Below are 24,875 nucleotides of genomic sequence, written 5' to 3'. Positions count from 1 at the left end.
ATCGTGTTATTTCAATTTTTAGCTTGGGCGTTTACTGTTACGTGTTGCATTGCCACGGCGTGGTATGCCGGTACGCCGAGGATGTCCCCCTGAGCGTGTGCGATTACGGCGCTTAGGTACTGGCAGATCTTTTAGTAATGCATCACTGTTATATTTGCTAACAGGTATCTGGTGCTGAATATATTCTTCAATGGCCGTTAAGTTCAGCGCGTATTCTTCACACGCCAGGCTGATGGAATGGCCGCTTTCTCCAGCACGGCCTGTCCGGCCAATCCGGTGAACATAATCTTCACAATCATCCGGTAGATCATAATTAAATACATGTGTCACCGATGGGATATGCAGACCACGGGCGGCAACATCTGTGGCAACCAGAATGTCCAAATTACCCAGGCTGAATTCTTCAAGAATACGCAGACGTTTTTTTTGTGCAACATCACCAGTCAGCAAACCAACTCGATGACCATCAGCAGCCAGATGGGCCCAGATATCTTCGCAACGGTGTTTGGTATTGGCAAAAATGATGCAGCGATCAGGCCATTCTTCTTCCAGCAGAGTCTGTAGCAGGCGCATTTTTTCTTCGTTGGAAGGATAAAATAGCTCTTCCTGAATGCGGTGTCCTGTCTTTTGCAGCGGTTCCACTTCCACATACTCAGGATTATTCATCTGCTCAAAAGCCAGTTCACGCACTCGATAAGAGAGAGTTGCGGAAAACAGCAAATTCATTCTTTCTGAGGCCGCAGGGAGTCGGCGGAACAACCAACGAATATCTTTGATAAAGCCTAGATCATACATGCGATCTGCTTCATCAAGTACCACAACTTGAATGGCACCAAGATGGATATGGCCCTGTTTTGCGTAATCGATCAAACGCCCTGTTGTGCCAATGACGATATCGACGCCAGCTTCCAAAACCTTAAGCTGTTTATCATAGCCATCGCCGCCGTAGGCAAGACCCATTCTCAACCCAGTGGCTTGTGCCAATTCTTCTGCGTCAGAGTAGATTTGCACCGCCAATTCACGGGTAGGTGCCATAATCAACGCTCTTGGCTGATTAGTTTTACGCTCTTTCTTTGCAGGATGAGTCAACAAGTAATTAAAAGTAGACGCCAAAAATGCCAGCGTCTTGCCCGTTCCGGTTTGTGCTTGCCCCGCAACATCTCGGCCTTCGACAGTTAAAGGCAATGTTAGCGCCTGTATCGGCGTGCAGTTGGAAAACCCCTTTTTCTCAAGGGCTTCTAAGACCTTGGGGTGCAATGCGAAGTCGGAAAACTTCTTTTCTGTCAAATGTGTTTTGCTCATAGTAAGGTAGAATATCAGTTAACTATTGCTTTAAGAAAGTGTATCCGTTGAAATAAAGACACCCTTATGTTGGTTAATGTACACTGACACTGTAAAAGATATTACTTTTGGAGCAAAAAATGAGTGCGAATATTATTTCTCTGACTGATGCTGGCTTTGGAAACGATGTTTTGAAAGCACAAGGTCCTATTCTCGTTGAATTTTGGGCTGAATGGTGCGGTCCTTGTAAAATGATAGCCCCTATTCTGGATGAAATTGCTACAGAATACGAAGGAAAGCTGACAGTTGGCAAGCTGAACATTGATGATAATCCAGCAACAGCACCAGAATACGGTATTCGTGGTATTCCAACACTGATTCTGTTTAAAGGTGGTGAAAAGGTTGCAGTAAAAGTAGGTGCTTTGTCAAAAACTCAATTGAAAGAGTTTTTGGAACCACACCTCTAATTTAGAATCAGGTCACAGTAATTACGGACGTTTGGCGTATGAGATGATTTATCTCATTGACCGCTAGACGTCCGCTACGAAGCATGGTAAGTTAGCGGCCATATGCTTGTATGATGCTTAGTTTGAATAAATTCTTTATTCGGTATAAAGGCTTATTGATATAAAGAGTTGACATTAAGCATGTTACATACTAAATAATTTGTAGTGTCTGATAAATCTGTTATCTCTGGGTCACCTGAAGTATCTGATGACATATCGCATTTGGTAAAATTTCTGAGTCTATATACGATTAACCCAGTATATAGCTTAGTACACTCATAGCGTCCTAATGCTAATTATCTTTAAGCAGGGTGTTTTTATCCTAGGCATTTTTATGTCGAACCTTCTCCTTCTTGTGCTAGGTGTTAGGTCTAGAATTTGCTAACAGTGCTTATGTTAAAAAGACGTTTATGCTGAAAGATGTGTATGCTGAAATAGTGTCCACTGTTAAACTTTAATAGTGTTTGCACTGTAAAATTGTATCTATATTATAGATAGTTATAACATATGGTACATAGATAATTAGAAGATAGTTTTGACAGTTTGTCAGCCTTATTTTGAAATCAATCTGAGTACTTCAAACTTATTGCCTTGTAATGTAATTTAATATGTTAGTAGGTGTTATTCGTTTCTGGTACAAATAAACAGGCATCGATAATGCTGCCATACCATTCACGTTCATAGTTCGAGATATACCCCGAGTTAAAGAACCCACCATTATGAATCTTACCGAATTAAAGAATACGCCGGTATCTGAGTTGATTACTCTCGGCGAAAATATGGGGCTGGAAAACCTGGCTCGTATGCGTAAGCAGGACATCATTTTCTCTATTCTCAAACAGCATGCGAAAAGCGGAGAGGATATTTTCGGAGATGGTGTGCTGGAGATATTGCAGGATGGATTTGGTTTCCTCCGCTCCGCAGACAGCTCTTACCTTGCAGGTCCTGATGATATCTACGTTTCTCCTAGTCAAATCCGCCGCTTTAACCTCCGTACCGGTGACACCATTTCAGGGAAAATCCGCCCACCAAAAGAGGGTGAACGCTATTTTGCTCTGTTGAAAGTTAATGAAGTCAACTTTGACAAACCTGAAAATGCCCGCAGTAAGATCCTGTTTGAAAACCTGACTCCACTTCATGCTAACAACCGTTTGCGAATGGAACGCGGTAATGGATCAACTGAAGATTTGACAGCCCGTGTTTTGGATCTGGCCGCACCGATTGGCCGTGGTCAGCGTGGCCTGATTGTTGCCCCACCAAAAGCGGGTAAGACCATGCTACTGCAAAATATTGCGGCTAACATCGCTTATAATTATCCAGATTGCGTTTTGATGGTGTTGCTGATTGATGAGCGTCCAGAAGAAGTCACCGAAATGCAGCGTCTGGTAAAAGGTGAAGTGATTGCTTCAACCTTTGATGAACCCGCCTCTCGCCATGTTCAAGTGGCTGAAATGGTGATCGAAAAAGCAAAACGTCTGGTTGAACACAAGAAAGACGTTATTATCCTGTTGGATTCTATCACCCGTCTGGCTCGTGCATATAACACTGTAGTTCCTGCTTCCGGTAAGGTCTTGACGGGTGGTGTGGACGCGAATGCTCTGCATCGACCAAAACGTTTCTTTGGTGCCGCACGTAACGTAGAAGAAGGCGGTAGTCTGACCATCATTGCGACTGCGTTGGTTGATACTGGCTCCAAGATGGATGAAGTTATTTACGAAGAATTTAAAGGTACAGGTAACATGGAATTGCACCTGTCCCGTAAGATTGCTGAAAAACGCGTCTTTCCAGCCATTGATTACAACCGTTCTGGGACACGTAAAGAAGAGCTGCTCACTGCGCAGGATGAGCTACAGAAAATGTGGATCTTGCGTAAGATCATTCATCCGATGGGTGAAATTGATGCGATGGAATTTCTTATCAACAAACTGGCTATGACAAAAACAAATGAAGAGTTCTTCGACTTTATGAAACGCTCATAGTGTTTGTAAAATAGATAATTCCGTAGTGATCCGTAAATAAATAATATTTACTACCTAAGACGCCACAAAAAAGTGGCGTTTTTTTTTATCGATTACTTATTCTACTCTGTTTCCCCAAAATGGTCTATTTTTTGCATGGTTTTGGGGTGGTTAGATGCGTTTTTCTTAACTAACCATTTTATAATTATGAGTCATGCATGACAGGTCGTATGGTCCATTTTGAGTAATTTTATAAGTCAGGATGTCTTGTTTTGTTAACAGGAAACTTATGGATTTGGTGTCAAGTGGGACATCCATAAGTATATGAATAATAGATGCCCCATCATTAATTTTGATAGAGAGTTGTTATTGTGAATATTCCCAGTATGAGTATCGAAATTTTCTACGTATTTATATTCTCATTTGTATTTTTATTTGTAGCTCGTAAAGCAGCAAAAGAAATCGGTTTGGTTGATAAACCTAATTATCGTAAACGTCATCATGGTTTAGTTCCTTTGGTAGGGGGGATATCTGTTTTTTTTGGTGTTTGTTTCGCATTTGTTATTACAAAAGAGTTTATACCTCATAAGTGGTTGTATTTGGCTTGTGCGGGAATATTAGTGTTTATCGGTGCCTTAGATGACCGTTTTGATATTAGCGTGAAGATTCGGGCTACTATCCAGGCTTTGGTTGGTATCAGTATGATGTATTTTGCTGGCCTGAAGCTTAATAGCTTGGGGCATACATTCGGACCATGGGAAATGACACTCGGGCCATTCAGCTACGTTGTGACACTATTTGCTGTTTGGGCCGCTATCAATGCTTTCAATATGGTGGATGGTATTGATGGGTTGCTGGGTGGTTTATCTTGTGTCTCTTTCGGTGCATTGGGTATTTTGTTGTACGAAAGTGGCAATACGGCATTAGCGTTTTGGTGTTTTGCATTTATAGCAGGGATATTGCCTTATATCCTCCTTAATCTTGGCATATTAGGAAAACGTTTCAGGGTATTTATGGGGGATGCAGGAAGTACTTTGATCGGTTTTACCATTATTTGGCTATTGACTGAAGCGACGCAAGGTGCAAATGCTTCTATTAGTCCTGTGACAGCATTATGGGTCATAGCGATCCCACTGATGGATATGGTTGCTATTATGTACCGTCGGTTGCGTAAGGGAATGAGCCCATTTTCTCCAGATCGTCAGCACATTCATCATTTAATTATGCGTTCTGGATTTACTTCCCGTCAGTCATTTATTTTGATTACTTTGTCTGCGGCTCTATTAGCATCAATTGGAATCATTGGAGAGAAGCTCAGTTTTGTTCCTGAGTGGATAATGTTGGCATTATTTTTGCTTGCATTTATTTTGTATGGCTATTGCATCAAAAGAGCGTGGAAAGTAGCTCGCTTTATTAAGCGGTGTAAACGCCGTATGAATCGGGCAGCAAGCCATCATTAAAAAATCGACAATCAAAGGGGTTTTGTGCAGTGATAATCTCAGAAACGAAATCTAAACAGGATCAACCTGCTATAGAGCATGAACTGGATATTCAGGCTTTGTGTTATGCTTTGTGGCATGGAAAGATATGGATTATCGCACTGGCAATCATTTTCGCTGCCGTCGCTCTGGGGGCATCTTATTTGATGCAACAAAAATGGAGCGCAACCGCTATTGTGGATTTACCAACAACAAATAATTTGGGTAGCTATTATTCGCAACAACAATTTTTGCGTAATTTAGATACCCATATCAATGCTTCGCCAGAAGCGCAATTACCGACCATTCCAGACGGTGCATACAAAGAATTCATGACGCAGGTTTCTGCGTATGATACCCGTCGTGAATTTTGGCTTCATTCTGAGTATTACAAACAACGTAAGGAAGGGAATGCCAAAGCGGATGCTGTATTGTTGGATGAATTAATCAACGATATTAAAATCATGCGCAGTGATGATAGAACATCATCAAATGACAGTATCAAATTGACAGCAGAAACTGCCATTGATGCCAATCAACTTCTGCGTCAGTATATTGCGTTTGCCAACCAACGGGCGAGCACTCACTTGAACAACGAAATCAAAGGGGCGTGGGCGACGCGGACTCAGTCAATGAAAGCGTTAGTGAAACGTCAGGAGATGGTGGCAAAGGCGATATATAATCGTGAATTGAATGTCTTGCAGCAGTCACTGAAAGTAGCTGATAAGCAAGGTATTCACCGTAATCAGACAAACATTCCTATCGAAGAACTGCCTGAATCCAAAATGTTTATGTTGGGTACATCATTATTGCAAGCCCAAATTGAAACTTTGGAAGCCACAGGTCCTGATTACAGCATCGATTATGATCAAAATATCGCGATGCTGGCTACATTAAATGTTGGTCCGACTTTGCAGGACGCTTTCCTAACTTACCGCTATCTTAGAACACCGGAAGAACCGGTTAACCGAGACAGTCCTCGCCGTGTTTTCATGATGATTTTATGGGGAGCTGTAGGCATGTTGATTGGCGCAGGTGTCGCGTTGGTAAGACGTCCTCGTCCCGATAGTTCATATAAGTAACTATAAACGATAGGTTTTTGATTCCCATTCTTGGAAGTATCTGCAATGATTGACAAAATAAGAGAGTCACTGTGAAAGTGTTGACTGTGTTTGGTACTCGGCCGGAGGCCATTAAAATGGCTCCGTTGGTACATGCGTTGGCTATGGATGCTGCCTTTGAAGCAAAAGTGTGTGTCACAGCTCAGCATCGGGAAATGCTGGATCAGGTATTGCATCTGTTTGGGATAACGCCGGATTTTGATCTGAATATCATGCAAAAAGGGCAGGATCTGACGGATATCACATGTCGTATCTTGCAAGGTATAAAGCCTGTATTAGAAGAATTCAAACCCGATGTGGTATTGGTGCATGGTGACACAACAACCACCATGGCAACGAGTCTGGCCGCTTTCTATCAGCATATTCCAGTAGGTCATGTTGAAGCTGGCTTAAGAACAGGGGATCTTTATTCTCCATGGCCGGAAGAAGCCAACCGTAAGATTGCTGGGCACTTGGCCATGTACCATTTTGCACCGACGGAAAACTCCCGGAATAATCTCTTAAAAGAATCCATTGCGGAAAACCGTATTTTTGTTACAGGCAATACGGTAATTGATACCCTGTTATCAGTGCGTGATCGCATCATGAATGATGAAGCCATGTATGGGCAGTTTAGCGAGCTTTATCCTTTCCTTAACCTAAATAAAAAAATGATCTTGGTAACAGGTCATCGCCGGGAAAATTTTGGTAAAGGGTTTGAGCGTATTTGTGAAGCATTGGCACAGATTGCCAGAACGCATCCTGATGTCCAGATAGTTTATCCGGTTCATTTGAATCCGAATGTCAGTGAACCCGTTAAGCGCATTTTGCATGACATTGATAACGTTGTCCTTATCAAACCACAGGATTATCTGCCCTTCGTCTATTTGATGAATCATGCCTATTTAATCTTGACCGATTCAGGGGGGATTCAGGAAGAAGCGCCTTCTCTGGGAAAACCGGTTTTAGTGATGCGTGATACCACTGAGCGACCTGAAGCGGTTGATGCGGGGACAGTACGACTGGTGGGAACAGGAACACAAACCATTGTTGCGGAAGTTACGCGTCTATTGACGGATGTTAACGCCTACCAACAAATGAGCCATGCCCATAATCCTTATGGTGATGGCCGGGCTTGCCAGCGAATTCTTGAAGCATTGAGAAAAAATCAGGTGACATTATGAGTTTTGAAACAATTTCTGTTATCGGTCTGGGTTATATCGGTTTACCTACCGCAGCGGCATTCGCCTCCCGACAAAAGAGGGTGATTGGCGTGGATGTTAATCAACATGCGGTAGAGACGATTAACCGTGGTTCGATTCATATCGTTGAACCTGATTTAGATAAGATAGTAAAAATTGCGGTAGAAGAAGGCTTTTTGAAAGCCGTGACGGTTCCACAAGCTGCGGATGCTTTTTTGATTGCTGTTCCGACGCCCTTCAAAGGGGAGCATGAACCCGATATGGCCTATGTGCGTTCTGCAGCGGAATCAATAGCACCCGTCTTGAAAAAAGGCGATTTGGTTATTTTGGAATCCACTTCTCCTGTTGGTGCGACAGAGCAGATGGCTGAATGGTTAGCCGCGGTACGTCCAGATCTTTCATTCCCTCAACAAGCGGGTGAAAACTCAGATATCGATATCGCCTATTGCCCTGAGCGTGTTTTGCCGGGGCAAGTGATGGTGGAGTTGATCAAAAATGATCGTGTCGTCGGGGGCATGACAGCCAAGTCTTCCCGCAGGGCGAGTGAGTTGTACAATATTTTCCTTGAAGGTGAATGTGTTATCAGCAATGCCAGAACAGCGGAAATGTGCAAGCTGACAGAGAACAGTTTCCGAGATGTTAATATCGCTTTTGCCAACGAACTTTCCTTGATCTGTGCCGAACAGGGAATCAATGTGTGGGAGTTGATTAGTCTGGCAAACCGCCATCCACGAGTAAATATTTTGCAACCTGGCCCTGGTGTAGGGGGACATTGCATTGCTGTCGATCCGTGGTTCATCGTATCCCAGAACCCTGAGCAGTCCCGTTTAATTCATACTGCGCGTTTGGTGAATGATGGCAAGCCGCTATGGGTTGTAGATCAAGTGAAAGCCACAGTCGCTGACTGTTTGGCTGAGAGTGGTAAACGGGCAAATGAAATTAAAATTGCCTGTTTTGGCTTGGCCTTCAAGCCAAACATTGATGATTTGCGGGAAAGTCCGGCTGTTTATATTACAAAAATGGTTGCACAGTGGCATGTAGGGCAAACTATCGTGGTTGAACCCAATGTGCATGAACTGCCTAATTCACTGAAAGATAGGGTTGAATTGATGGATGTCAACCAGGCATTAAAGCAGGCTGATGTTGTCTTGATGCTGGTGGATCATAGCCAGTTTAAAGCCATTCATGGTTCTGCCATAAAACAAAAATGGGTTGTTGATACAAAAGGAGTTTGGCGTTGAAACGTATTCTTATTACAGGTGGAGCAGGTTTTATCGGTTCTGCGGTTGTGCGCCACATTATTAATCAAACTGAAGATAGTGTCGTTGTCGTTGATAGCCTGACTTATGCCGGTAATCTTGAATCACTGGCTCCTGTTGCCAACCATCCCCGCTATGCGTTTGAGCAGGTTGATATCCGCCAGCGTGATGCTTTAGATCGTGTATTCCAGCAATATCAACCGGATGCTGTCATGCATTTGGCCGCAGAAAGCCATGTCGACCGTTCCATTGATGGGCCGGCCGCTTTTATCGAAACCAATATCATCGGCACTTATACTTTGTTGGAAGCGGCTCGTGCATTTTGGCAACAGTTGGATCAGGAAAAACAAACCCAATTCCGCTTCCACCATATTTCAACAGACGAAGTATATGGCGATTTGCATGGTGAAGATGGTTTCTTTACGGAAACCACACCTTATGCGCCAAGCAGCCCTTATTCTGCGTCAAAAGCGTCCAGCGATCATCTGGTTAGGGCATGGCGCCGTACTTATGGCTTACCGACCGTGATCACCAATTGTTCTAATAACTATGGTCCTTATCATTTCCCTGAAAAATTGATCCCATTGATGATCCTAAATGGGCTGGCAGGCAAGCCTTTGCCGGTTTATGGCAAGGGAGAGCAAATCCGTGACTGGCTCTATGTGGAAGATCATGCGCGGGCATTGTATCTGGTGGCCACCAAGGCGGAACCTGGCAAAACCTATAATATCGGTGGACATAATGAGCGCCGAAATATTGAGGTTGTGGAAACGATTTGTGAATTGTTGGAGGAGTTACGTCCTGAAAAACCTGTTGGGGTAGAGCATTATCGCGATCTTATTACCCACGTAACGGATCGCCCAGGACATGATATGCGTTATGCGATTGATGCGGCGAAAATTGAGCGTGAATTAGGGTGGACTCCTGAAGAAACGTTCGAATCCGGCATTCGCAAAACTGTACAATGGTATCTGGAAAATGAGAGTTGGTGGAGAAGAGTCCAGGATGGCTCTTATGCAGGGGAACGACTTGGACTAGGAAATGAATAAACCCGTCAGGGGGAGCAGATGAAAGGAATTATACTGGCTGGGGGTTCTGGCACCCGTTTGTATCCAATAACACGTGGTATATCAAAGCAGTTATTACCAATTTATGACAAGCCGATGATTTATTATCCGCTGTCAGTTTTAATGCTGTCGGGCATACGCGATATTCTGATCATCTCGACACCGGAAGATTTACCCGCTTTTAAGCGATTATTAGGCAGTGGCGAACAATTTGGTATTCACCTTAGTTATGCCGAACAGCCTTCACCTGATGGTCTGGCGCAGGCATTCCTGATTGGCGAAGAATTTATCGGCAATGATGCTTGCTGTCTGGTATTGGGTGATAATATCTTTTTTGGTCAAGCGTTTAGCCCGAAACTACAACATGTCGCCGGCCGAAGAACAGGAGCGACAATATTCGGTTACCAAGTGATGGATCCTGAACGATTTGGCGTAGTCGAATTTGACGGGCAATATCGGGTACTTTCCATAGAAGAAAAACCTGTACAGCCTAAATCTAATTGGGCGGTGACTGGCCTCTATTTTTACGACAACAAAGTCGTGGATTTCGCCAGACAAGTAAAACCTTCTACGCGTGGGGAACTGGAAATCACCAGTATTAACCAGATGTATCTGGAATGTGGTGAATTGAACGTTGAATTATTGGGGCGTGGTTTCGCTTGGTTGGATACAGGGACGCATGACAGCCTGATTGAAGCCAGTACTTTTGTTCAGACCGTCGAAAAACGGCAAGGTTTTAAGATTGCGTGTCTGGAAGAGATCGCATGGCGTAATGGTTGGCTCAGTGAGGAGCAATTGAAAATAGCGGCCACGGACTTGGCGAAAACAGGTTACGGCAACTATCTGATGGATTTGCTCAATGTCTATTCACGCCAACCTTGAACCTTTGGCCTGGGAAAGCCAGTTTTTTGATTTATCTACAGCTCGCCTGAATTTTTCGTCGGAAGCGGCAGTGTTGACGGTTGCTGATTTGGACCAATATACATTGGTACAAGCCAAAGTGGCGGCCCAGCAAACGGACATTATCGATGGGCTTTCTGCCTTCGGATTTTCACTGGTTGAAGGTGAGGTTGATTTACGGTTATCGATTGAGGCGAGAGATATTCCTGGCATTTATACGGGAAGAGCAGCCATTTCGGCAAAACAAGAAAATATCCCCGTATTGAAGGCTGTTGCAGCGCGTGTATTCACCTCCAGCCGCTTCCGTGCACCCTGGTATCAACAGGATGATAGTGGGAGGTTCTACGCTGCTTGGGTTGAAAAAGCTGTTTTAGGCACATTTGATCATGAATGCCTGCTTATCCATGATGAACGAGGTCAAATAGCGGGCTTTGTCACCTTAAGGGACATAGGTAACAGCGAAGCACGCATTGGCTTACTGGCTGCTGTACCGGGCAATCATCATCAAGGGATTGGCAAAACATTAATGTCGGCGGCGCAACAGTGGTGTCATAACCATCAGATACAATGGCTGAGAGTGGCTACGCAAATAAGTAATATCGCTGCGTTGCGTCTTTATACACGTCGTGGTGCCATCATTGAAAGCACCGCATATTGGTTATACAGAGGACGAAATGATTCCATTTAATAAACCACCGGTGGTCGGCACTGAACTTGAATACATGCAACAGGCGATGGCTAGCGGTAAGTTGTGTGGTGATGGAGAATTTACCAAACGTTGTGAAGCGTGGATGGAACAGCGTTTTAATTGCCCGAAGGTATTACTGACACCCTCTTGTACAGCTTCACTGGAAATGGCGGCAATATTGTTGGATATCCAACCGGGTGATGAAGTCATCATGCCGAGCTACACCTTTGTTTCGACTTCCAATGCTTTTGTTCTGCGTGGTGCAACTATTGTGTTCGTGGATATTCGTCCTGATACCATGAACATTGATGAGAACAAAATTGAAGCAGCCATTACAGAAAAAACCCGTGTTATCGTACCTGTGCATTATGCGGGTGTAGCCTGTGAAATGGATGCCATCATGGCACTGGCAAAAAAATATAACCTGTATGTAGTAGAAGATGCCGCACAGGGCGTCATGTCTACCTATAAAGGCCGTGCATTAGGCACAATTGGACATATTGGCTGTTTTAGCTTTCATGAAACCAAAAATTATTCAGCCGGTGGTGAAGGTGGGGCAACATTAATCAATGATAGTTCCATGATTGCCCGCGCCGAAATCATTCGGGAGAAAGGCACTAACCGCAGTCAATTCTTCCGCGGACAGGTCGACAAATACACATGGCGTGATATCGGTTCCAGCTATCTGTTGTCTGATTTGCAAGCGGCTTACCTGTGGGCACAACTGGAACTTGCTGGAAAAATTAACCAGCGTCGTCTGACCTTGTGGGATAACTACTATCAATCCCTGAAACCATTAGCAGACGCGGGGCATTTAGCTTTGCCAATTGTCCCGGAAGGCTTGGAACACAATGCCCATATGTTCTATATCAAGCTCAAAGATGTAGAAGAGCGTAGTGCATTTAATAGTTACATGAAAGAGAATGGTATCCTGAGCGTATTCCACTACGTGGCATTGCATACCAGCCCAGCGGGGGAGAAATGTGGCCGTTTCCACGGCGAAGATCGCTTTACCACCCGCGAAAGTGACCGCTTAGTTCGCTTACCGATGTTCTACAACATCACTGATACAGAACAGCAAATCGTTATCGATCGTATCAAGGAATTTTTCGCCTGATATGTCACTTGCTAAAGCTTCTATTTGGACAGCGGGCTCCACATTGATCAAGATCGGTGTGGGGTTGCTGGTCATTAAACTTCTGGCGGTATCTTTTGGTCCAACAGGTGTTGGGCAAGCAGGTAATTTTCGCCAGCTCATTACTGTATTAGGTGTGCTCTCTGGGGCAGGGATTTTTAATGGTGTTACCAAATATGTGGCGGAACATCATCCGCAACCGGAAAGGCTCAGGGCAGTATTAGGCACATCGTCCTTGATAATTTTGGGTTTTTCGACCTTACTGGCAGTGATCTTCCTTTTGTTCAGTGAAATTATCAGTATTGGCCTATTTGGTCACACCCATTACAAAACTGTTGTGCAGGCGCTCGCATTTATTCAAATGGGTATCGCTTACGCCAACTATTTTCTGGCAATCCTGAAAGGGTTCAGAGATGCTAAAGGAAATGCGTTAGCCATTATTTTAGGCAGTCTGACAGGCGTGTTGGCTTATAGCCTCTGTTATTGGCTGGGAGGCTACGAAGGGGCATTGGCAGGCTTGGCATTGGTGCCTGCATTGGTGGTTTTACCTGCCGGCATGATGATACTGCATCGCAAGGTGATTACATTTTCTGCCTTGAAACCTATGTGGGATCGTGCGATTGCCAGCCATCTGGGAAAATTTACCCTTATGGCGTTGCTAACTTCCATTACATTGCCCGTTGCATATGTCATGATGCGAAATTTGCTGGCAGCGCGTTATAGCTGGGAAGAGGTCGGGATTTGGCAGGGGGTAAGCAGTATTTCGGATGCTTATTTACAATTTATTACCGCCTCCTTCACTGTCTATCTATTGCCGACCCTTTCGCGTCTGGAGAGTAAGCAAGCAATTACCAGTGAGATTGTGAAAGCGCTGAAATTTGTCTTGCCTGCTGTGGTTGCTGCCAGTTTCTCTGTTTGGTTGTTGCGTGATTTTGTGATTTGGCTGTTATTTTCAGACAAATTCATCGCCATGCGGGAACTGTTTGCGTGGCAATTAGTGGGCGATGTGTTGAAAGTTGGCGCTTATGTTTTTGGATATCTGGTGATAGCGAAAGCTGCACTGCGTTTTTATATATTGACTGAAGTGAGCCAGTTCCTCTTACTGACAGGTTTTTCTCATTGGCTGATACCGGCAAATGGGGCATTGGGTGCTGCCCAGTCATATATGGTAACTTATATTGTTTATTTCATTCTTTGTTGTAGCGTATTTATTATTTATCGCAGGCGAGCATGACAACCCTAATTCACGTTTTGGGATCGGATATCCCACATCACAATCAAACGTTACTACGTTTCTTTAATGACGTCTTGGCACAGGAAATACATTTTTCCGCCAAACCGTGTTTTATGGTGGTGTCTAAAGACCACACATGGCTATCGAATTACCCTAACTTGGCTATTTCTCTTTATAACAGCAAATCCACTTTGTCGCAGGCGGTGATAGAGAAAGCGCAAGCAAATAGAACCGTCCGCTTCTTTTTCCACGGGCAATTTAATGCTGCTTTGTGGTTGGCATTATTAATTGGCAAAATTCAGCGACACCAATTCTTCTGGCATGTTTGGGGCGCTGATCTCTATGAAGAGTCCCGCCAACTGAAATTCCGTTTGTTCTATCTGATTCGTCGTTTGGCACAAAAGCGGGTGGGGCATATTTTCGCTACGCGCGGTGATCTGCGGCACTTTTTTCAGGATAATTCGTGTTCAAGTCGGGTCAAACCTGATGTGCCATCATCATTGCTCTATTTCCCAACTCGGATGGAGCCTGCATTGACAGTGACAGAGAAAACGTGCTCACCGCAAGGAATTACCATCTTATTGGGCAATTCAGGGGATCAGTCCAACCGTCATATTGAAGCCTTACAGAAGATCCACCACCAATTTGGTAATGAGGCTAGGGTGCTAATCCCAATGGGCTATCCTGATAATAACCAAGCCTATATCCAGAGCGTGGAGCAAACTGCGTTGTCGTTATTTCCAGCGCAAAATGTCCGTATCTTAAAAGATCAAATAGCCTTTGATGAATATTTGTCATTGTTACGCCAATGCGACTTAGGTTATTTCATTTTCAAACGTCAGCAAGGAATTGGAACACTCTGTTTGCTGATTCAATTTGGTATTCCATTTGTTTTGAGCCGTCAAAATCCATTCTGGCATGATTTAACGGAACAGCAGATCCCTGTTCTGTTTGACGGTGATGAACTCAATAAACACTGGGTGCAGGAAGCACAGCGCCAGATGCTATCCCTCGATAAAAAGGCGATTGCTTTTTTTGATCCCCATTTCATTGAGGGGTGGAAAACCGCCCTGTCGGCAGCATCTGGAGAGTAGCAATGACTTTGACACAATTCGGTGGGCTTTTTGTTGTTTACGTGATTTCGGTGGCCTTTATCCTGACCTTGACGTATCAGGAGTTTCAGCGTGTCCGTTTTAACTTTAATGTTTTTTTCTCATTGTTATATCTGCTGACATTCTATTTTGGCTTTCCACTGACTAGCTTGTTGGTATTTCAGTTTAATGTGGAAGTAGTGCCGGTAGATTCATTATTACATGCGATGTTGGCGTCTGGTTGTTTTTATGCCATTTACTATGTTGCTTATAAAACACGCCTCACTTATAAGATACGGCCAAACGATAATATCAGACCTGAAAACTTAGCGGTGACTGTACCGCGTAATCCCCTATTTACGATGAATCGGGTAGAAACTAATTTGACGTGGTTACTACTTGCTGGCGTTGCTATCGTTACGGTAGGTTCGTTCTTTATGCAAAATGGTTTTTTGTTGTTTAAGTTACAGTCCTATAGCCAGATATTTTCCAGCCAGGTTTCCGGCGTGGCGCTCAAGCGATTCTTTTATTTCTTTATTCCTGCCATGCTAGTGGTCTTTTTTCTGAAACCGACCAAAGTACGATGGCTGTGTTTTTTAGTAGGAACGGTGGGATTTGGCATCCTGACATATGTGATCGTTGGTGGAACGCGGGCTAACATCATTATCGCATTTGCATTGTTCCTGTTTATCGGGATTGTTCGCGGTTGGATCACGCTGTGGATGTTGTTTACTGCGGGTGCGATGGGAATTGTCGGTATGTTCTGGCTGGCGTTGAAGCGCTACAGCTTGGATGTAAGCGGGGCAGAGGCATTTTATACTTTCCTGTATCTCACGCGAGATACTTTCTCGCCGTGGGAAAATTTGGCCTTGTTATTGGATAATTACAGCAAAATCGATTTTCAAGGGTTGGCACCGATTATCCGTGATTTTTATGTCTTTATTCCTAGCTGGGTATGGCCGGACAGGCCCAATTTGGTCTGGAACACCGCTAACTATTTTACGTGGGATGTATTAGATAACCACTCTGGTCTTGCGATATCCCCAACACTGATTGGCTCTCTTGTGGTGATGGGGGGGGTATTCTTTATCCCTCTGGGAGCGATCGCAGTCGGTTTTATTATTAAATGGTTTGACTGGATTTATGAAGCAGGAAAACAGGAAAGTAATCGCTATAAGGCAGCAATTTTGCAGGCTTTCTGCTTTGGTGCCATCTTTAACATGATTGTGTTGGCCCGTGAAGGTGTAGATTCTTTTGTTTCTCGGGTGGTGTTCTTTTGTGTTGTTTTTGGCCTATGTCTGGTTGCGGCGAAGTTGCTGTATTGGCTGTTTGAAAGTGCTGGGCTGATTCGAAAATTTATGGTTAATAATTTGGCAGCCTCGCGAAAAGCATCTGTTGTTTTGGATGTAAGGAAAAAAAATGGCGTTGAATAATATTCCCAAATACCGCATTCGTGGTCTCAGCATCTGGGGATTCCGCGGTATGTCGCATTTCCTCGACCATCTTTTTCTGGATGGACAGGTAAAAACAGGTACATTGGTTGCGATTAACGCAGAAAAAGTACTCACGGCGGAGAAAGACAATGCGCTGAATATATTGCTGGATGAAGCTGAATATTTATACGCAGATGGTATTAGCATCGTACGAGCCATTCGTCGTAAATACCCTGATGCGAATGTATCGCGTATTGCGGGTGCTGATTTATGGGAAGCCCTGATGGAACGGGCAGGACGTGAAGGTACACCGGTCTTTCTGGTTGGTGGAAAACCCGATATCCTGGCACAGACCGAGAACAAACTGCGTACCCAATGGAATGTCAATATTGTGGGCAGCCAGGATGGGTATTTTACACCCGATATGCGTGATGAAGTATTTGAGCGGATTTGTGCCAGTGGTGCTGCGATCATTACTGTTGCTATGGGATCACCCAAACAGGAAATCTTTATGCGTGACTGCCGCAAGGTACATCCAGATGCACTGTATATGGGGGTTGGAGGAACCTATGATGCCTTTACTGGTCACGTTAAACGTGCACCAAAAGTCTGGCAGGATCTGGGCTTGGAATGGTTGTATCGCTTACTCTCTCAGCCAAGCAGAATTCGTAGACAGATAAAGCTATTGAAATTCCTTGGTTATTATTACGGTGGCAAGCTCTAATCCCGAAATTTCTCTGTTTTGCCTGCTGTATTGCGCATATGCAGCAGGTTTTGCCTTATTGTATTACTGTCTTTGGGTTGACCAATGGCTTGTTGTTTGACTGCTTGTTTTTAAATCCCCATGTCTGCAATCCCTAGTTTTAGCATTTTTTTATTTCACTAACAGGCAAAACGTGTTTTGATCCCAGCCTTTTTTACAACGATTGATTATCAATTCCTGTATTTTTTCTGTTTGTAAGTATAGACATCATAAAAGTGGATAGGGAGTTTTATGAGTGATTCAAAACAGAGCCTGCAAAGGGGACTTGAGGCACGTCATATTGAGCTGATTGCGCTAGGTGGCACAATCGGTGTAGGGCTGTTCATGGGATCAGCCAGTACCTTGAAATGGGCCGGCCCTTCTGTTTTGCTGGCTTACATTATTGCTGGGCTTTTTGTCTTTTTCATTATGCGTTCCATGGGAGAAATGTTGTTTCTTGAACCTGTAACGGGTTCATTTGCTGCTTTTGGGCATAAGTATTTAAGTCCTTATTGGGGCTGCTTGACCGCATGGGGTTACTGGTTCATGTGGGTTTCTGTCGGGATTTCAGAGATTACTGCGGTTGGCGTCTATGCTGAATTTTGGTTTCCGGAGTTGCCTCAATGGGTTTCGGCACTGGTAGCGGTTGGATTGGTTGCTTTGGCAAACTTGGCGGCAGTCAGGCTGTATGGCGAGCTGGAGTTTTGGTTTGCCATGATCAAAGTCACAACGATTATTGTGATGATCCTGATTGGCATTGGTTTGATTTTCTTCGGGTTGGGTAATGACTGGCAACCCATTGGTTTGGATAACTTGACCACACATGGTGGTTTCTTCTCCGGTGGGTGGAAAGGCTTTTTATTTGCCCTTTGTATTGTGGTTGCTTCCTATCAAGGGGTAGAGCTGGTTGGTATTACTGCCGGTGAAGCGAAAAAACCACAAGTGACGCTTAGAAAAGCGATCAACAATATCTTGTGGCGTATCCTGATTTTTTATGTTGGTGCCATTTTTATTGTTGTTACATTGTTCCCGTGGACAGAAGTAGGTGCGCATGGCAGCCCGTTTGTGATGACTTTTTCTAAAGTCGGTATCACTTCTGCGGCTGCGGTAATTAACTTTGTTGTGTTGACTGCTGCATTGTCAGGTTGTAACAGCGGGATGTACAGCGGTGGCAGAATGTTGTATGCCTTGGCGCAGAACCGTCAATTGCCTGCTTCATTGCTGAAATTGTCGAAAAATGGTGTGCCGGTAAGATGTATTGCAATTACCATTGCTTGCTTGATTGCAGGTTCCAGCCTGAATTACCTAATACCAAATCCGCAGTCAGTATTTGTTTATGTTTATAGCGCCAGTGTATTGCCTGGTATGGTGCCATGGTTTGTGATTCTGGTCAGTCAATTGCGTTTCCGCCAGCATCATGAGGAAGCCATAAAACAGCATCAGTTTAAATCAATTCTGTTCCCTTATGTCAATTATCTGACACTGATTTTCCTGAGCTGTGTATTAGTGGGGATGGCAATTAACACGGATACCCGTTTTTCCTTGATAGTCGGGGGCGTATTTTTGCTGATCGTGTCACTAATTTATTGGTTAATGAAATGGTATTCACCTAAAAAATCGACATAGCTTTATTGGTTGGTTTTTGAACGTAAAACTGTTTTTGCTAATACTCCGGTGGAAAAAGTGCTGCCTTTATCATCCAAATGAGCAAAGCATAATCAAACGCATCATTTCTTTTAAAAAAGCACTGGACAGTACGACATTAAATCCGTACTATCCTCCACCGCAACGGCGTTAAGCGCCCGTAGCTCAGCTGGATAGAGCGCTGCCCTCCGGAGGCAGAGGTCTCAGGTTCGAATCCTGTCGGGCGCGCCATTTAAAGCGTGCAAGAGCAGTGGTAATGAGTTATCGTGGTCGAGCATCGTTGTATGTAAAAAGATAGCTGTTATGGTGGCTATAGCTCAGTTGGTAGAGCCCTGGATTGTGATTCCAGTTGTCGCGAGTTCGAGTCTCGTTAGCCACCCCATCTTTTTTTATGAAACGCGAGGGTGGCGGAATTGGTAGACGCGCTAGCTTCAGGTGTTAGTGTCCTTACGGACGTGGGGGTTCAAGTCCCCCCCTTCGCACCATAAGAAAGATAAAAAAATATATTTCGGCGAGTAGCGCAGCTTGGTAGCGCAACTGGTTTGGGACCAGTGGGTCGGAGGTTCGAATCCTCTCTCGCCGACCAGATTCTGAGAAAACCCTCGCTATTGCGAGGGTTTTATCTTTCTAACAACTGCTTAGTGATTTCTTTTTTCTCCTCTTGTTTTTTCTGTTGATAAAAAGTTTCCCCCCCTTTTTATTTCCCCATAATTTCTGTTTTATTTTTACTCAATAGATTGAGTATTATTGTTTTTTTAATGTATTAACATTATGTTTTTAAATATATTTTTTTATTGATGTTGTATTTCAACGACAAACCACACTACTTGATGTCTCAAATAGGAGACGTTCAACTATATGATTTATATATTATATATATAAATTACTTAAATGGCGTCTCAAATGAGAGACGGTATTTTTAACGATATTTGATGAAAGTCAGGTTATCTATTATGGAAAGCTATTCAAACCGTGGGTAAGGAAAGTTTATCCTGATTGAAAAAGTTGGCACGTAAAATGCTAGGTTAAAATCGTAGATACTCATCTCACTCCTTATGACAGCATATGGCTTCATAAACCTAGGGATGATGTAGAGCTGATTGTCGGTGCCTATGGTCCATGTTATAGATGAGTAAGCATTTTTTCATCGCAAACCGGACACAACGTTGAGTGAGGCACTATCCGTCTGTAGACCTGATTGTATTTATACACCTGTCTTTTTTGATAGGTGTTTTTTTTGTCTGTAGAAAAATGAGGATAGGCTTCAGGCGGTTTGCCATGAGCTGTAATGATGAATGCACCTCAGTTAACGATTCAATGACATTCCATATATTGCATCGTTAACTGAGGTGTGTCTCTGTGCTGTTATACTTCGACGTCGCTATCACGCTTCAAGGTCAGCATAAAGCCTTTATTGCGGGTTTGGGTAGCTTCTTCATGCTTTTGCAATCTGTCCAGTGCATCAGCAAGCCATGCGTAATCATGAGCATCTGGTCGCTGAGCAAGGGCGGCTTTAAATGCCGATTCAGCATTCGCCCATTGCCCATGGTGCAAGGCAACTTGTCCCAGCGTACTATTGAGCAGTGGGGTTGCGCCATGTTGCTTTAACAGGTGAGAGAGAGCCTTTTGTATGGCGTCAGAATGACTTGCCTTAAGATGCGGAATTAATAGCAGCAAACGTTCGTCATACTGTTGTTTTAATCCGTCTAAAATGATTTGTTGGGCAGTTTCGTGATCATTGCATTCAATCAAATGCTCGGCCATGGCAACCTGCAGCACAATGTCATGGCGAATTTTGCGGCTTTGATCTTTCCACCATATTTTTAGCCCCGTACTGCCTTTCTCTGCCATAACCTGATTCATCAATCCACTATAGGCTTGCTGACGCAATTTAAAGAGTTCTTCTTCACTGTGCAGGTTAGCTTTCAGCATAGAAGGCAAGATATCAATCAAGGATTGGTAAGCACCTGCAAGAGTGTAAGCCTGTTCCGCCAATCGCAACGCTTCAGGATGACGAGGGGCATGATCCAACAGTTTGTCCACACCAACGCGCGCGGCATGAGTTTCACCTTGTGCTAATTGAACACGGATGCGGGTAATATCAACAGGGAGTTGGTCTTTATCAGCAACTTCTGCTGCTTGTTCAATATATTTGTTGGTGCGGAAATAATCGCCGCGTCGTTGGGCTGCCTCTGCCGCCAGGAGATAATTCACGACAGGAAGTTCCGCATGGTCAGCATTACGCGCCATCAGGCGTTCAACTTGCTTGAAGTCCCCTTCGACGAATTTCAGCAGTGCCTGTTTGGTTTGTGAACGAGCACGATTACGTTTATATCCACCAAAGATCCAGCTATGGGTAAACGTGCTGGTACGTTTTAAGCGCCGATAACACCAGCCGATGAAAATCAGCAGGAATTGTAGCAGAAGGAAGATAATCACTAGCCCGGTGATACTGGTAGTAATATTGGACTTGTCCGTCTGGATCAAAACATATCCTTGATGACCTGACATCAAGGGGCCTACTACGATCCCCACGATAAGGATAATGAACAGTAAGAATATTTTTAACATGCTCAGCTCTCCCCAACAGATATTTTTGCCTGATCGGTGGTTCCTGTTGATGGCTGTGATTGTGCCTCAGGCTGAATTTCAGATTGGGAACCTATTTGGGATTGCTTGGAATTCGGTAAATTATAAATACGCTTACGAACCAGCTCTGCCAATATTGGCTGGCTGTTCAATTGTTCAGGAACATCGATGGATAACGGTCTCTTTTGTAGTGAAACAACATTATTTAAAAAGTTTTCTGCCTCTGGGTAAGAGGTATCAAAATAGGCTTTCACCCAAGATTGAACGTCTTCCAATGCGCCCTGATAAATTTTAACTTGATGGCGAGGAATTGCCTGCGCAGCAATCAGAAGTTTGGAACGAATGTTCTCGCGCAGGTAAACGCCTTGGTTAGGTGCCAGCAACGGCTCTTTGCTGTTATCACGTGGAGTAATGGTAATGAAATTATCCATAAAGCTGTGCCAGCTATTGCTCAGGTTCTGGCGCCAATCAGAGAGGGAAGCCGTGATCCCATGATCATTTGCCTTCTCCGAAGCGGCTTGTTCTATTTTATTGGCAAGGTGTAGGTTATCGACTTGGTTTGATAGCTGATTTAGCATCAGGATAATACCATCTAAATCAATTTGTTTGATTTTAGACAGGGAATCGATATCTGCCATGATAGCTTTACGGGCATAGAGCAGGCTGGGATCATCCATTTCAGCCAGGTTCTGGTCGGCATCTTTCAGCAAAGCGATGGCAGTGGTAATATCCTGTTCGCTCCATACTTTTCGGCCCGCCATCTTAACGAGGGAGCTTGCCTGCGCCAGGCGCCAGTTTTCGATATCCGTATTTGAAAATGCCGAAACACGGTCTTGAAGCTCTGCAATACTACTATCTAGCCGTTGGCTTTGTGAGTTGGTTTGTTGTAAAGAAGTTTCCAGCTCTTGGAATTTGGCGTCAAAGTTTTGCTTATCGGCAGACTGCCGTTGTGTCAGAGACGCTATCTCTTGTTGAAGAGCAACATTTTCGGCTTTTAATGCAGCATTCTGTTGTTGACCATGATAATAAATATAAAGACCACCAACACCTATCGCCAAAGAAATGGCAATTGAGAGCGTATTACCTAACCATCCATAACTTTTAACCGCATCGGTAGGTTGCTTTTGTTCCGTCTTTTTTTGTTCCGTCATAATAGACATCCCATATTAATTTATTCCAGTGCCTGGATTAAGGCATCATTATCTGCACTCTTGGCGACTTGTATTGTTTGCCAGCCCAAAGTTTGGGCGATATGAGCAAGACGTTCGCTGACCACAATCAGCTTGCAATTTAATAACCATGCTTTTCCGTCGCTATCAGTGACTAAGTTATATAACAGTTGTAGCATTTCGCCACTTGTGACAACGATGGTTTTTATACCACATTGCTGCCAGTGACGACTGAAATCGGCTGTATCGTATTTAACTGGCTGGCGTGAATAACATTCACAGTAATCGACGACACCTCCACGGAGCCTTAATGTAGAGGCGATCACTTCACGGCCGCCATTACCTCGGAGCAATAAAATCTTTTTATTGTCCACTGATTGTAAAGTGGAGAGTTGCAGTAGATCTTCACTGGTTTCACCTTGCTTAGAATAGAAGATTTCCAATCCAGTTAATTGATGAAACATCAGGGAAGTTGATTTGCCGATCCCATAATAGGATAGCTGTTCAGGCCATGACTGGCCTGATTGAATAAGCTGTTCATTGGCATAATGAACAGCATTTTTTGATAATAGAAAAACCCGATCTCCCGCAGATAACCATTGCAGTTTTTGTGGCAGTAATGGCAAATCTGCCCCCGGCTGAATTTCGATGAGGGGGGCGCTGAAGGCTGATTTTCCAATAGACCGCAGTCGCGTGACCAATTCCTCTCCTGCGGGGACAGGGCGGGTGATCAAAATGCTCATTTCGGTAGGTTCCTCTGGTATACGCTAGCCAGGATCTGGCGTGCGCCCTTCTCCAATAACTCTTCCGCCAATGCGATACCCGCTTGACGAGCCTCTTTGGGTGAAACCACTCTTTCACCGCGTACGATCACCGTGCCATCCGGGGAACCCACGAGCGCGCGTAGCCAAATCTTCTCTCCCTGCCAGATAGCATAACTGCCAATCGGTACCTGACAGCCCCCTTCAAGGTGGGTGTTCATCGCTCTTTCAGCGAGAACGCAAACTTCTGTTCTTGCATGGTTCAAGGGCGACAGCAGTTCACGGGTTTGCTGATCATCGAGCCGACACTCAATACCTACCGCCCCTTGGCCGACGGCTGGCAGCAATAACTCAGGCTCTAATGGCATACGAATGCGTTCTTCCAGCCCCAGCCGTTTCAGGCCCGCTGTTGCAAGAATAATGGCATCATAATCACCGTTATCGAGCTTGTTCAGACGGGTTCCGACATTACCGCGTAAGTCACGTACGACAAGATCAGGACGTCGCTGACGGATTTGGCACTGGCGTCGTAAACTGGACGTACCCACAACACTGCCAGTTGGTAAGTCATCGAGCGAGGCGTATTCTACTGAAACAAAAGCATCCCGTGGATCATCCCGTTCGCAGATTGTGACCAATCCCAAACCATCAGGAAATTCGACAGGGACATCTTTCATGGAATGGACGGCAATATCAGCTCGCTTTTCGAGCAGAGCTAATTCCAATTCCTTCACAAACAGCCCCTTGCCTCCCACCTTTGCCAATGGGGTATCGAGGATAATATCGCCGCGTGTCACCATTGGAACCAGCTCTACTTGCAGTTCTGGATGAAAGTGTTTCAGTTGTTTTTGAACATATTGCGCTTGCCACATAGCTAATGGGCTTTGGCGGGTAGCGATGCGAATGGTTTTCATTGTCATGGATAAATCTATTAGGTAATAAGTATGTTGGGTAACTGTATTAACTAATGGTTTCTATATTCTTCATCTTGCAATTTTTTGTCGCTTTATTGACCGCTGTATTAACGATTACGCAACTTGACTTGATGGAAAATAAGGGTTTTTAGCCACCGGTTAGTCACCAATTAGTGAGAAAATAGTGCCAGTTTTAACATCTCAATGATTTTTTTTCCAGTTACGAAAAAGCCAGAAAAAATCAAAATAGTATATAGATATACAGTTTATGAAATAAAAATAATTTTAAATATTAAAATAATATTTTATTTAAATAGATAAAATAAACAAAGAGATTGATTTAAAAGCAAATTGAAATTTGTGATTATCTTAATGATAAAAAGCGGTGAGAATATTTAACAATAAGAAAAATATTATTCAGTTAAATATTGATGAAAGAGTGATGTATTTACAATGCTTTACAACCGCGATATGAAAAATAATCAACGATAATCGTTATGCTAAAAAAGTATATTATTGTGTCTGTTTCGTGATTAACTTAATATTTTACAAGGAGTTAATTGTGTTTCGGCTATTGCAGGTGAAGAGAAAAGATGGTATTGCGTACTTTACGCTTTGATTGCAAGGTGTTAAATTGATCACGTTTCCGACAATAATTTTGTAAAAATAATTTTAAATAATCTTGTAATACCATGTGTTATCGGAAACAGGGGACTACTTTAGG

General features: G+C 43.9%; 20 protein-coding genes and 4 tRNA genes. 19 read left to right on the top strand and 5 right to left on the bottom strand.

Features of this window, described 5'->3' with window-relative positions; all coding sequences use genetic code 11:
* Positions 1–18: 18 nt before the first annotated feature.
* On the bottom strand, positions 19–1,302 hold the full coding sequence (rhlB, locus tag WDV74_RS15505) for an ATP-dependent RNA helicase RhlB (RefSeq protein ID WP_338883707.1): 1,284 nt from the start codon (positions 1,300–1,302) through the stop codon (positions 19–21).
* A gap of 119 nt (positions 1,303–1,421) precedes the next feature.
* Here rhlB and trxA point away from each other — a divergent pair, with 119 nt between their 5' ends.
* The 19 genes from trxA to WDV74_RS15410 all read left to right on the top strand — a co-directional run bounded on the left by trxA (position 1,422) and on the right by WDV74_RS15410 (position 19,304).
* Positions 1,422–1,748, top strand: coding sequence for a thioredoxin TrxA (gene trxA / locus WDV74_RS15500; RefSeq protein WP_338883705.1), 327 nt, complete (start codon positions 1,422–1,424; stop codon positions 1,746–1,748).
* Positions 1,749–2,506: 758 nt separating this feature from the next.
* Entirely contained in the window at positions 2,507–3,766 is a 1,260-nt protein-coding gene (gene rho / locus WDV74_RS15495) for a transcription termination factor Rho (RefSeq protein WP_338883703.1), read from the top strand.
* Positions 3,767–4,116: 350 nt separating this feature from the next.
* Positions 4,117–5,205: a UDP-N-acetylglucosamine--undecaprenyl-phosphate N-acetylglucosaminephosphotransferase gene (wecA, locus tag WDV74_RS15490; RefSeq protein WP_338883701.1), complete on the top strand. Its 1,089-nt coding sequence runs from the start codon at positions 4,117–4,119 to the stop codon at positions 5,203–5,205.
* Positions 5,206–5,234: 29 nt separating this feature from the next.
* Positions 5,235–6,305, top strand: a complete 1,071-nt coding sequence (gene wzzE / locus WDV74_RS15485) for an ECA polysaccharide chain length modulation protein (RefSeq protein ID WP_338883700.1) — start codon at positions 5,235–5,237, stop codon at positions 6,303–6,305.
* A gap of 71 nt (positions 6,306–6,376) precedes the next feature.
* The gene (wecB, locus tag WDV74_RS15480) at positions 6,377–7,507 is read left to right on the top strand and encodes a UDP-N-acetylglucosamine 2-epimerase (non-hydrolyzing) (protein WP_338883698.1); all 1,131 of its coding nucleotides are present in this window, start codon (positions 6,377–6,379) and stop codon (positions 7,505–7,507) included.
* Positions 7,504–8,766, top strand: coding sequence for a UDP-N-acetyl-D-mannosamine dehydrogenase (gene wecC, locus WDV74_RS15475; protein WP_338883697.1), 1,263 nt, complete (start codon positions 7,504–7,506; stop codon positions 8,764–8,766). Before wecB ends, wecC begins: the two co-directional genes overlap by 4 nt.
* On the top strand, positions 8,763–9,833 hold the full coding sequence (gene rffG / locus WDV74_RS15470; RefSeq protein WP_338883695.1) for a dTDP-glucose 4,6-dehydratase: 1,071 nt from the start codon (positions 8,763–8,765) through the stop codon (positions 9,831–9,833). Before wecC ends, rffG begins: the two co-directional genes overlap by 4 nt.
* Before the next feature lie 18 nt (positions 9,834–9,851).
* Positions 9,852–10,733, top strand: coding sequence for a glucose-1-phosphate thymidylyltransferase RfbA (gene rfbA / locus WDV74_RS15465; protein WP_338883694.1), 882 nt, complete (start codon positions 9,852–9,854; stop codon positions 10,731–10,733).
* Entirely contained in the window at positions 10,711–11,439 is a 729-nt protein-coding gene (rffC, locus tag WDV74_RS15460) for a dTDP-4-amino-4,6-dideoxy-D-galactose acyltransferase (RefSeq protein ID WP_338883693.1), read from the top strand. The genes rfbA and rffC overlap by 23 nt, the downstream gene beginning before the upstream one ends.
* A complete protein-coding gene (rffA, locus tag WDV74_RS15455; protein ID WP_338883691.1) occupies positions 11,426–12,556 on the top strand; it encodes a dTDP-4-amino-4,6-dideoxygalactose transaminase in 1,131 nt (376 codons plus the stop codon). Before rffC ends, rffA begins: the two co-directional genes overlap by 14 nt.
* A 1-nt stretch (position 12,557) precedes the next feature.
* On the top strand, positions 12,558–13,808 hold the full coding sequence (gene wzxE, locus WDV74_RS15450; RefSeq protein WP_338883690.1) for a lipid III flippase WzxE: 1,251 nt from the start codon (positions 12,558–12,560) through the stop codon (positions 13,806–13,808).
* A complete protein-coding gene (locus tag WDV74_RS15445; protein ID WP_338883689.1) occupies positions 13,805–14,902 on the top strand; it encodes a TDP-N-acetylfucosamine:lipid II N-acetylfucosaminyltransferase in 1,098 nt (365 codons plus the stop codon). The genes wzxE and WDV74_RS15445 overlap by 4 nt, the downstream gene beginning before the upstream one ends.
* A 2-nt stretch (positions 14,903–14,904) precedes the next feature.
* Positions 14,905–16,332, top strand: a complete 1,428-nt coding sequence (gene wzyE, locus WDV74_RS15440; protein ID WP_338883688.1) for an ECA oligosaccharide polymerase — start codon at positions 14,905–14,907, stop codon at positions 16,330–16,332.
* Positions 16,319–17,056, top strand: coding sequence for a lipopolysaccharide N-acetylmannosaminouronosyltransferase (gene wecG, locus WDV74_RS15435; protein WP_338883686.1), 738 nt, complete (start codon positions 16,319–16,321; stop codon positions 17,054–17,056). Before wzyE ends, wecG begins: the two co-directional genes overlap by 14 nt.
* A 270-nt stretch (positions 17,057–17,326) precedes the next feature.
* Positions 17,327–18,700: an amino acid permease gene (locus tag WDV74_RS15430; RefSeq protein WP_338883685.1), complete on the top strand. Its 1,374-nt coding sequence runs from the start codon at positions 17,327–17,329 to the stop codon at positions 18,698–18,700.
* A gap of 172 nt (positions 18,701–18,872) precedes the next feature.
* A tRNA-Arg gene (locus tag WDV74_RS15425) sits at positions 18,873–18,949 on the top strand.
* Positions 18,950–19,024: 75 nt separating this feature from the next.
* Positions 19,025–19,100 (top strand) — tRNA-His (locus tag WDV74_RS15420).
* 16 nt (positions 19,101–19,116) lie between these two features.
* Positions 19,117–19,203: transfer RNA gene (locus WDV74_RS15415), tRNA-Leu, on the top strand.
* A 24-nt stretch (positions 19,204–19,227) separates the two neighbouring features.
* A tRNA-Pro gene (locus WDV74_RS15410) sits at positions 19,228–19,304 on the top strand.
* Positions 19,305–20,083: 779 nt separating this feature from the next.
* On the opposite strand, the gene hemY is transcribed toward WDV74_RS15410, so the two are convergent.
* The 4 genes from hemY to hemC are packed head-to-tail and all read right to left on the bottom strand — an operon-like array spanning position 20,084 to position 24,157.
* Positions 20,084–21,289, bottom strand: a complete 1,206-nt coding sequence (gene hemY / locus WDV74_RS15405) for a protoheme IX biogenesis protein HemY (RefSeq protein ID WP_338883683.1) — start codon at positions 21,287–21,289, stop codon at positions 20,084–20,086.
* 2 nt (positions 21,290–21,291) lie between these two features.
* Positions 21,292–22,458, bottom strand: a complete 1,167-nt coding sequence (hemX, locus tag WDV74_RS15400) for a uroporphyrinogen-III C-methyltransferase (RefSeq protein ID WP_338883682.1) — start codon at positions 22,456–22,458, stop codon at positions 21,292–21,294.
* 20 nt (positions 22,459–22,478) lie between these two features.
* Entirely contained in the window at positions 22,479–23,219 is a 741-nt protein-coding gene (gene hemD, locus WDV74_RS15395; RefSeq protein ID WP_338883681.1) for a uroporphyrinogen-III synthase, read from the bottom strand.
* Complete coding sequence (hemC, locus tag WDV74_RS15390; RefSeq protein ID WP_338883680.1) at positions 23,216–24,157, bottom strand: hydroxymethylbilane synthase; 942 nt, start codon at positions 24,155–24,157, stop codon at positions 23,216–23,218. Before hemC ends, hemD begins: the two co-directional genes overlap by 4 nt.
* Positions 24,158–24,875: the final 718 nt, after the last annotated feature.

Origin of the sequence: Xenorhabdus sp. TH1 (genome assembly GCF_037260955.1) — a bacterium.
Taxonomy (GTDB): Bacteria; Pseudomonadota; Gammaproteobacteria; order Enterobacterales; family Enterobacteriaceae; genus Xenorhabdus; species Xenorhabdus griffiniae.
Note: the sequence above shows the minus strand (reverse complement) of the source record. Positions and strands in the feature narration are given on the sequence as shown.

Coding starts and splice junctions, on each gene's coding strand:
- rhlB (WP_338883707.1), bottom strand. CDS start 1,302: ATGAGCAAAACACATTTGACAGAAAAGAAGTTTTCCGACTTCGCATTG.
- trxA (WP_338883705.1), top strand. CDS start 1,422: ATGAGTGCGAATATTATTTCTCTGACTGATGCTGGCTTTGGAAACGAT.
- rho (WP_338883703.1), top strand. CDS start 2,507: ATGAATCTTACCGAATTAAAGAATACGCCGGTATCTGAGTTGATTACT.
- wecC (WP_338883697.1), top strand. CDS start 7,504: ATGAGTTTTGAAACAATTTCTGTTATCGGTCTGGGTTATATCGGTTTA.
- rfbA (WP_338883694.1), top strand. CDS start 9,852: ATGAAAGGAATTATACTGGCTGGGGGTTCTGGCACCCGTTTGTATCCA.
- rffC (WP_338883693.1), top strand. CDS start 10,711: ATGTCTATTCACGCCAACCTTGAACCTTTGGCCTGGGAAAGCCAGTTT.
- rffA (WP_338883691.1), top strand. CDS start 11,426: ATGATTCCATTTAATAAACCACCGGTGGTCGGCACTGAACTTGAATAC.
- wzxE (WP_338883690.1), top strand. CDS start 12,558: ATGTCACTTGCTAAAGCTTCTATTTGGACAGCGGGCTCCACATTGATC.
- WDV74_RS15445 (WP_338883689.1), top strand. CDS start 13,805: ATGACAACCCTAATTCACGTTTTGGGATCGGATATCCCACATCACAAT.
- wzyE (WP_338883688.1), top strand. CDS start 14,905: ATGACTTTGACACAATTCGGTGGGCTTTTTGTTGTTTACGTGATTTCG.
- wecG (WP_338883686.1), top strand. CDS start 16,319: ATGGCGTTGAATAATATTCCCAAATACCGCATTCGTGGTCTCAGCATC.
- WDV74_RS15430 (WP_338883685.1), top strand. CDS start 17,327: ATGAGTGATTCAAAACAGAGCCTGCAAAGGGGACTTGAGGCACGTCAT.
- hemY (WP_338883683.1), bottom strand. CDS start 21,289: ATGTTAAAAATATTCTTACTGTTCATTATCCTTATCGTGGGGATCGTA.
- hemX (WP_338883682.1), bottom strand. CDS start 22,458: ATGACGGAACAAAAAAAGACGGAACAAAAGCAACCTACCGATGCGGTT.
- hemD (WP_338883681.1), bottom strand. CDS start 23,219: ATGAGCATTTTGATCACCCGCCCTGTCCCCGCAGGAGAGGAATTGGTC.
- hemC (WP_338883680.1), bottom strand. CDS start 24,157: ATGACAATGAAAACCATTCGCATCGCTACCCGCCAAAGCCCATTAGCT.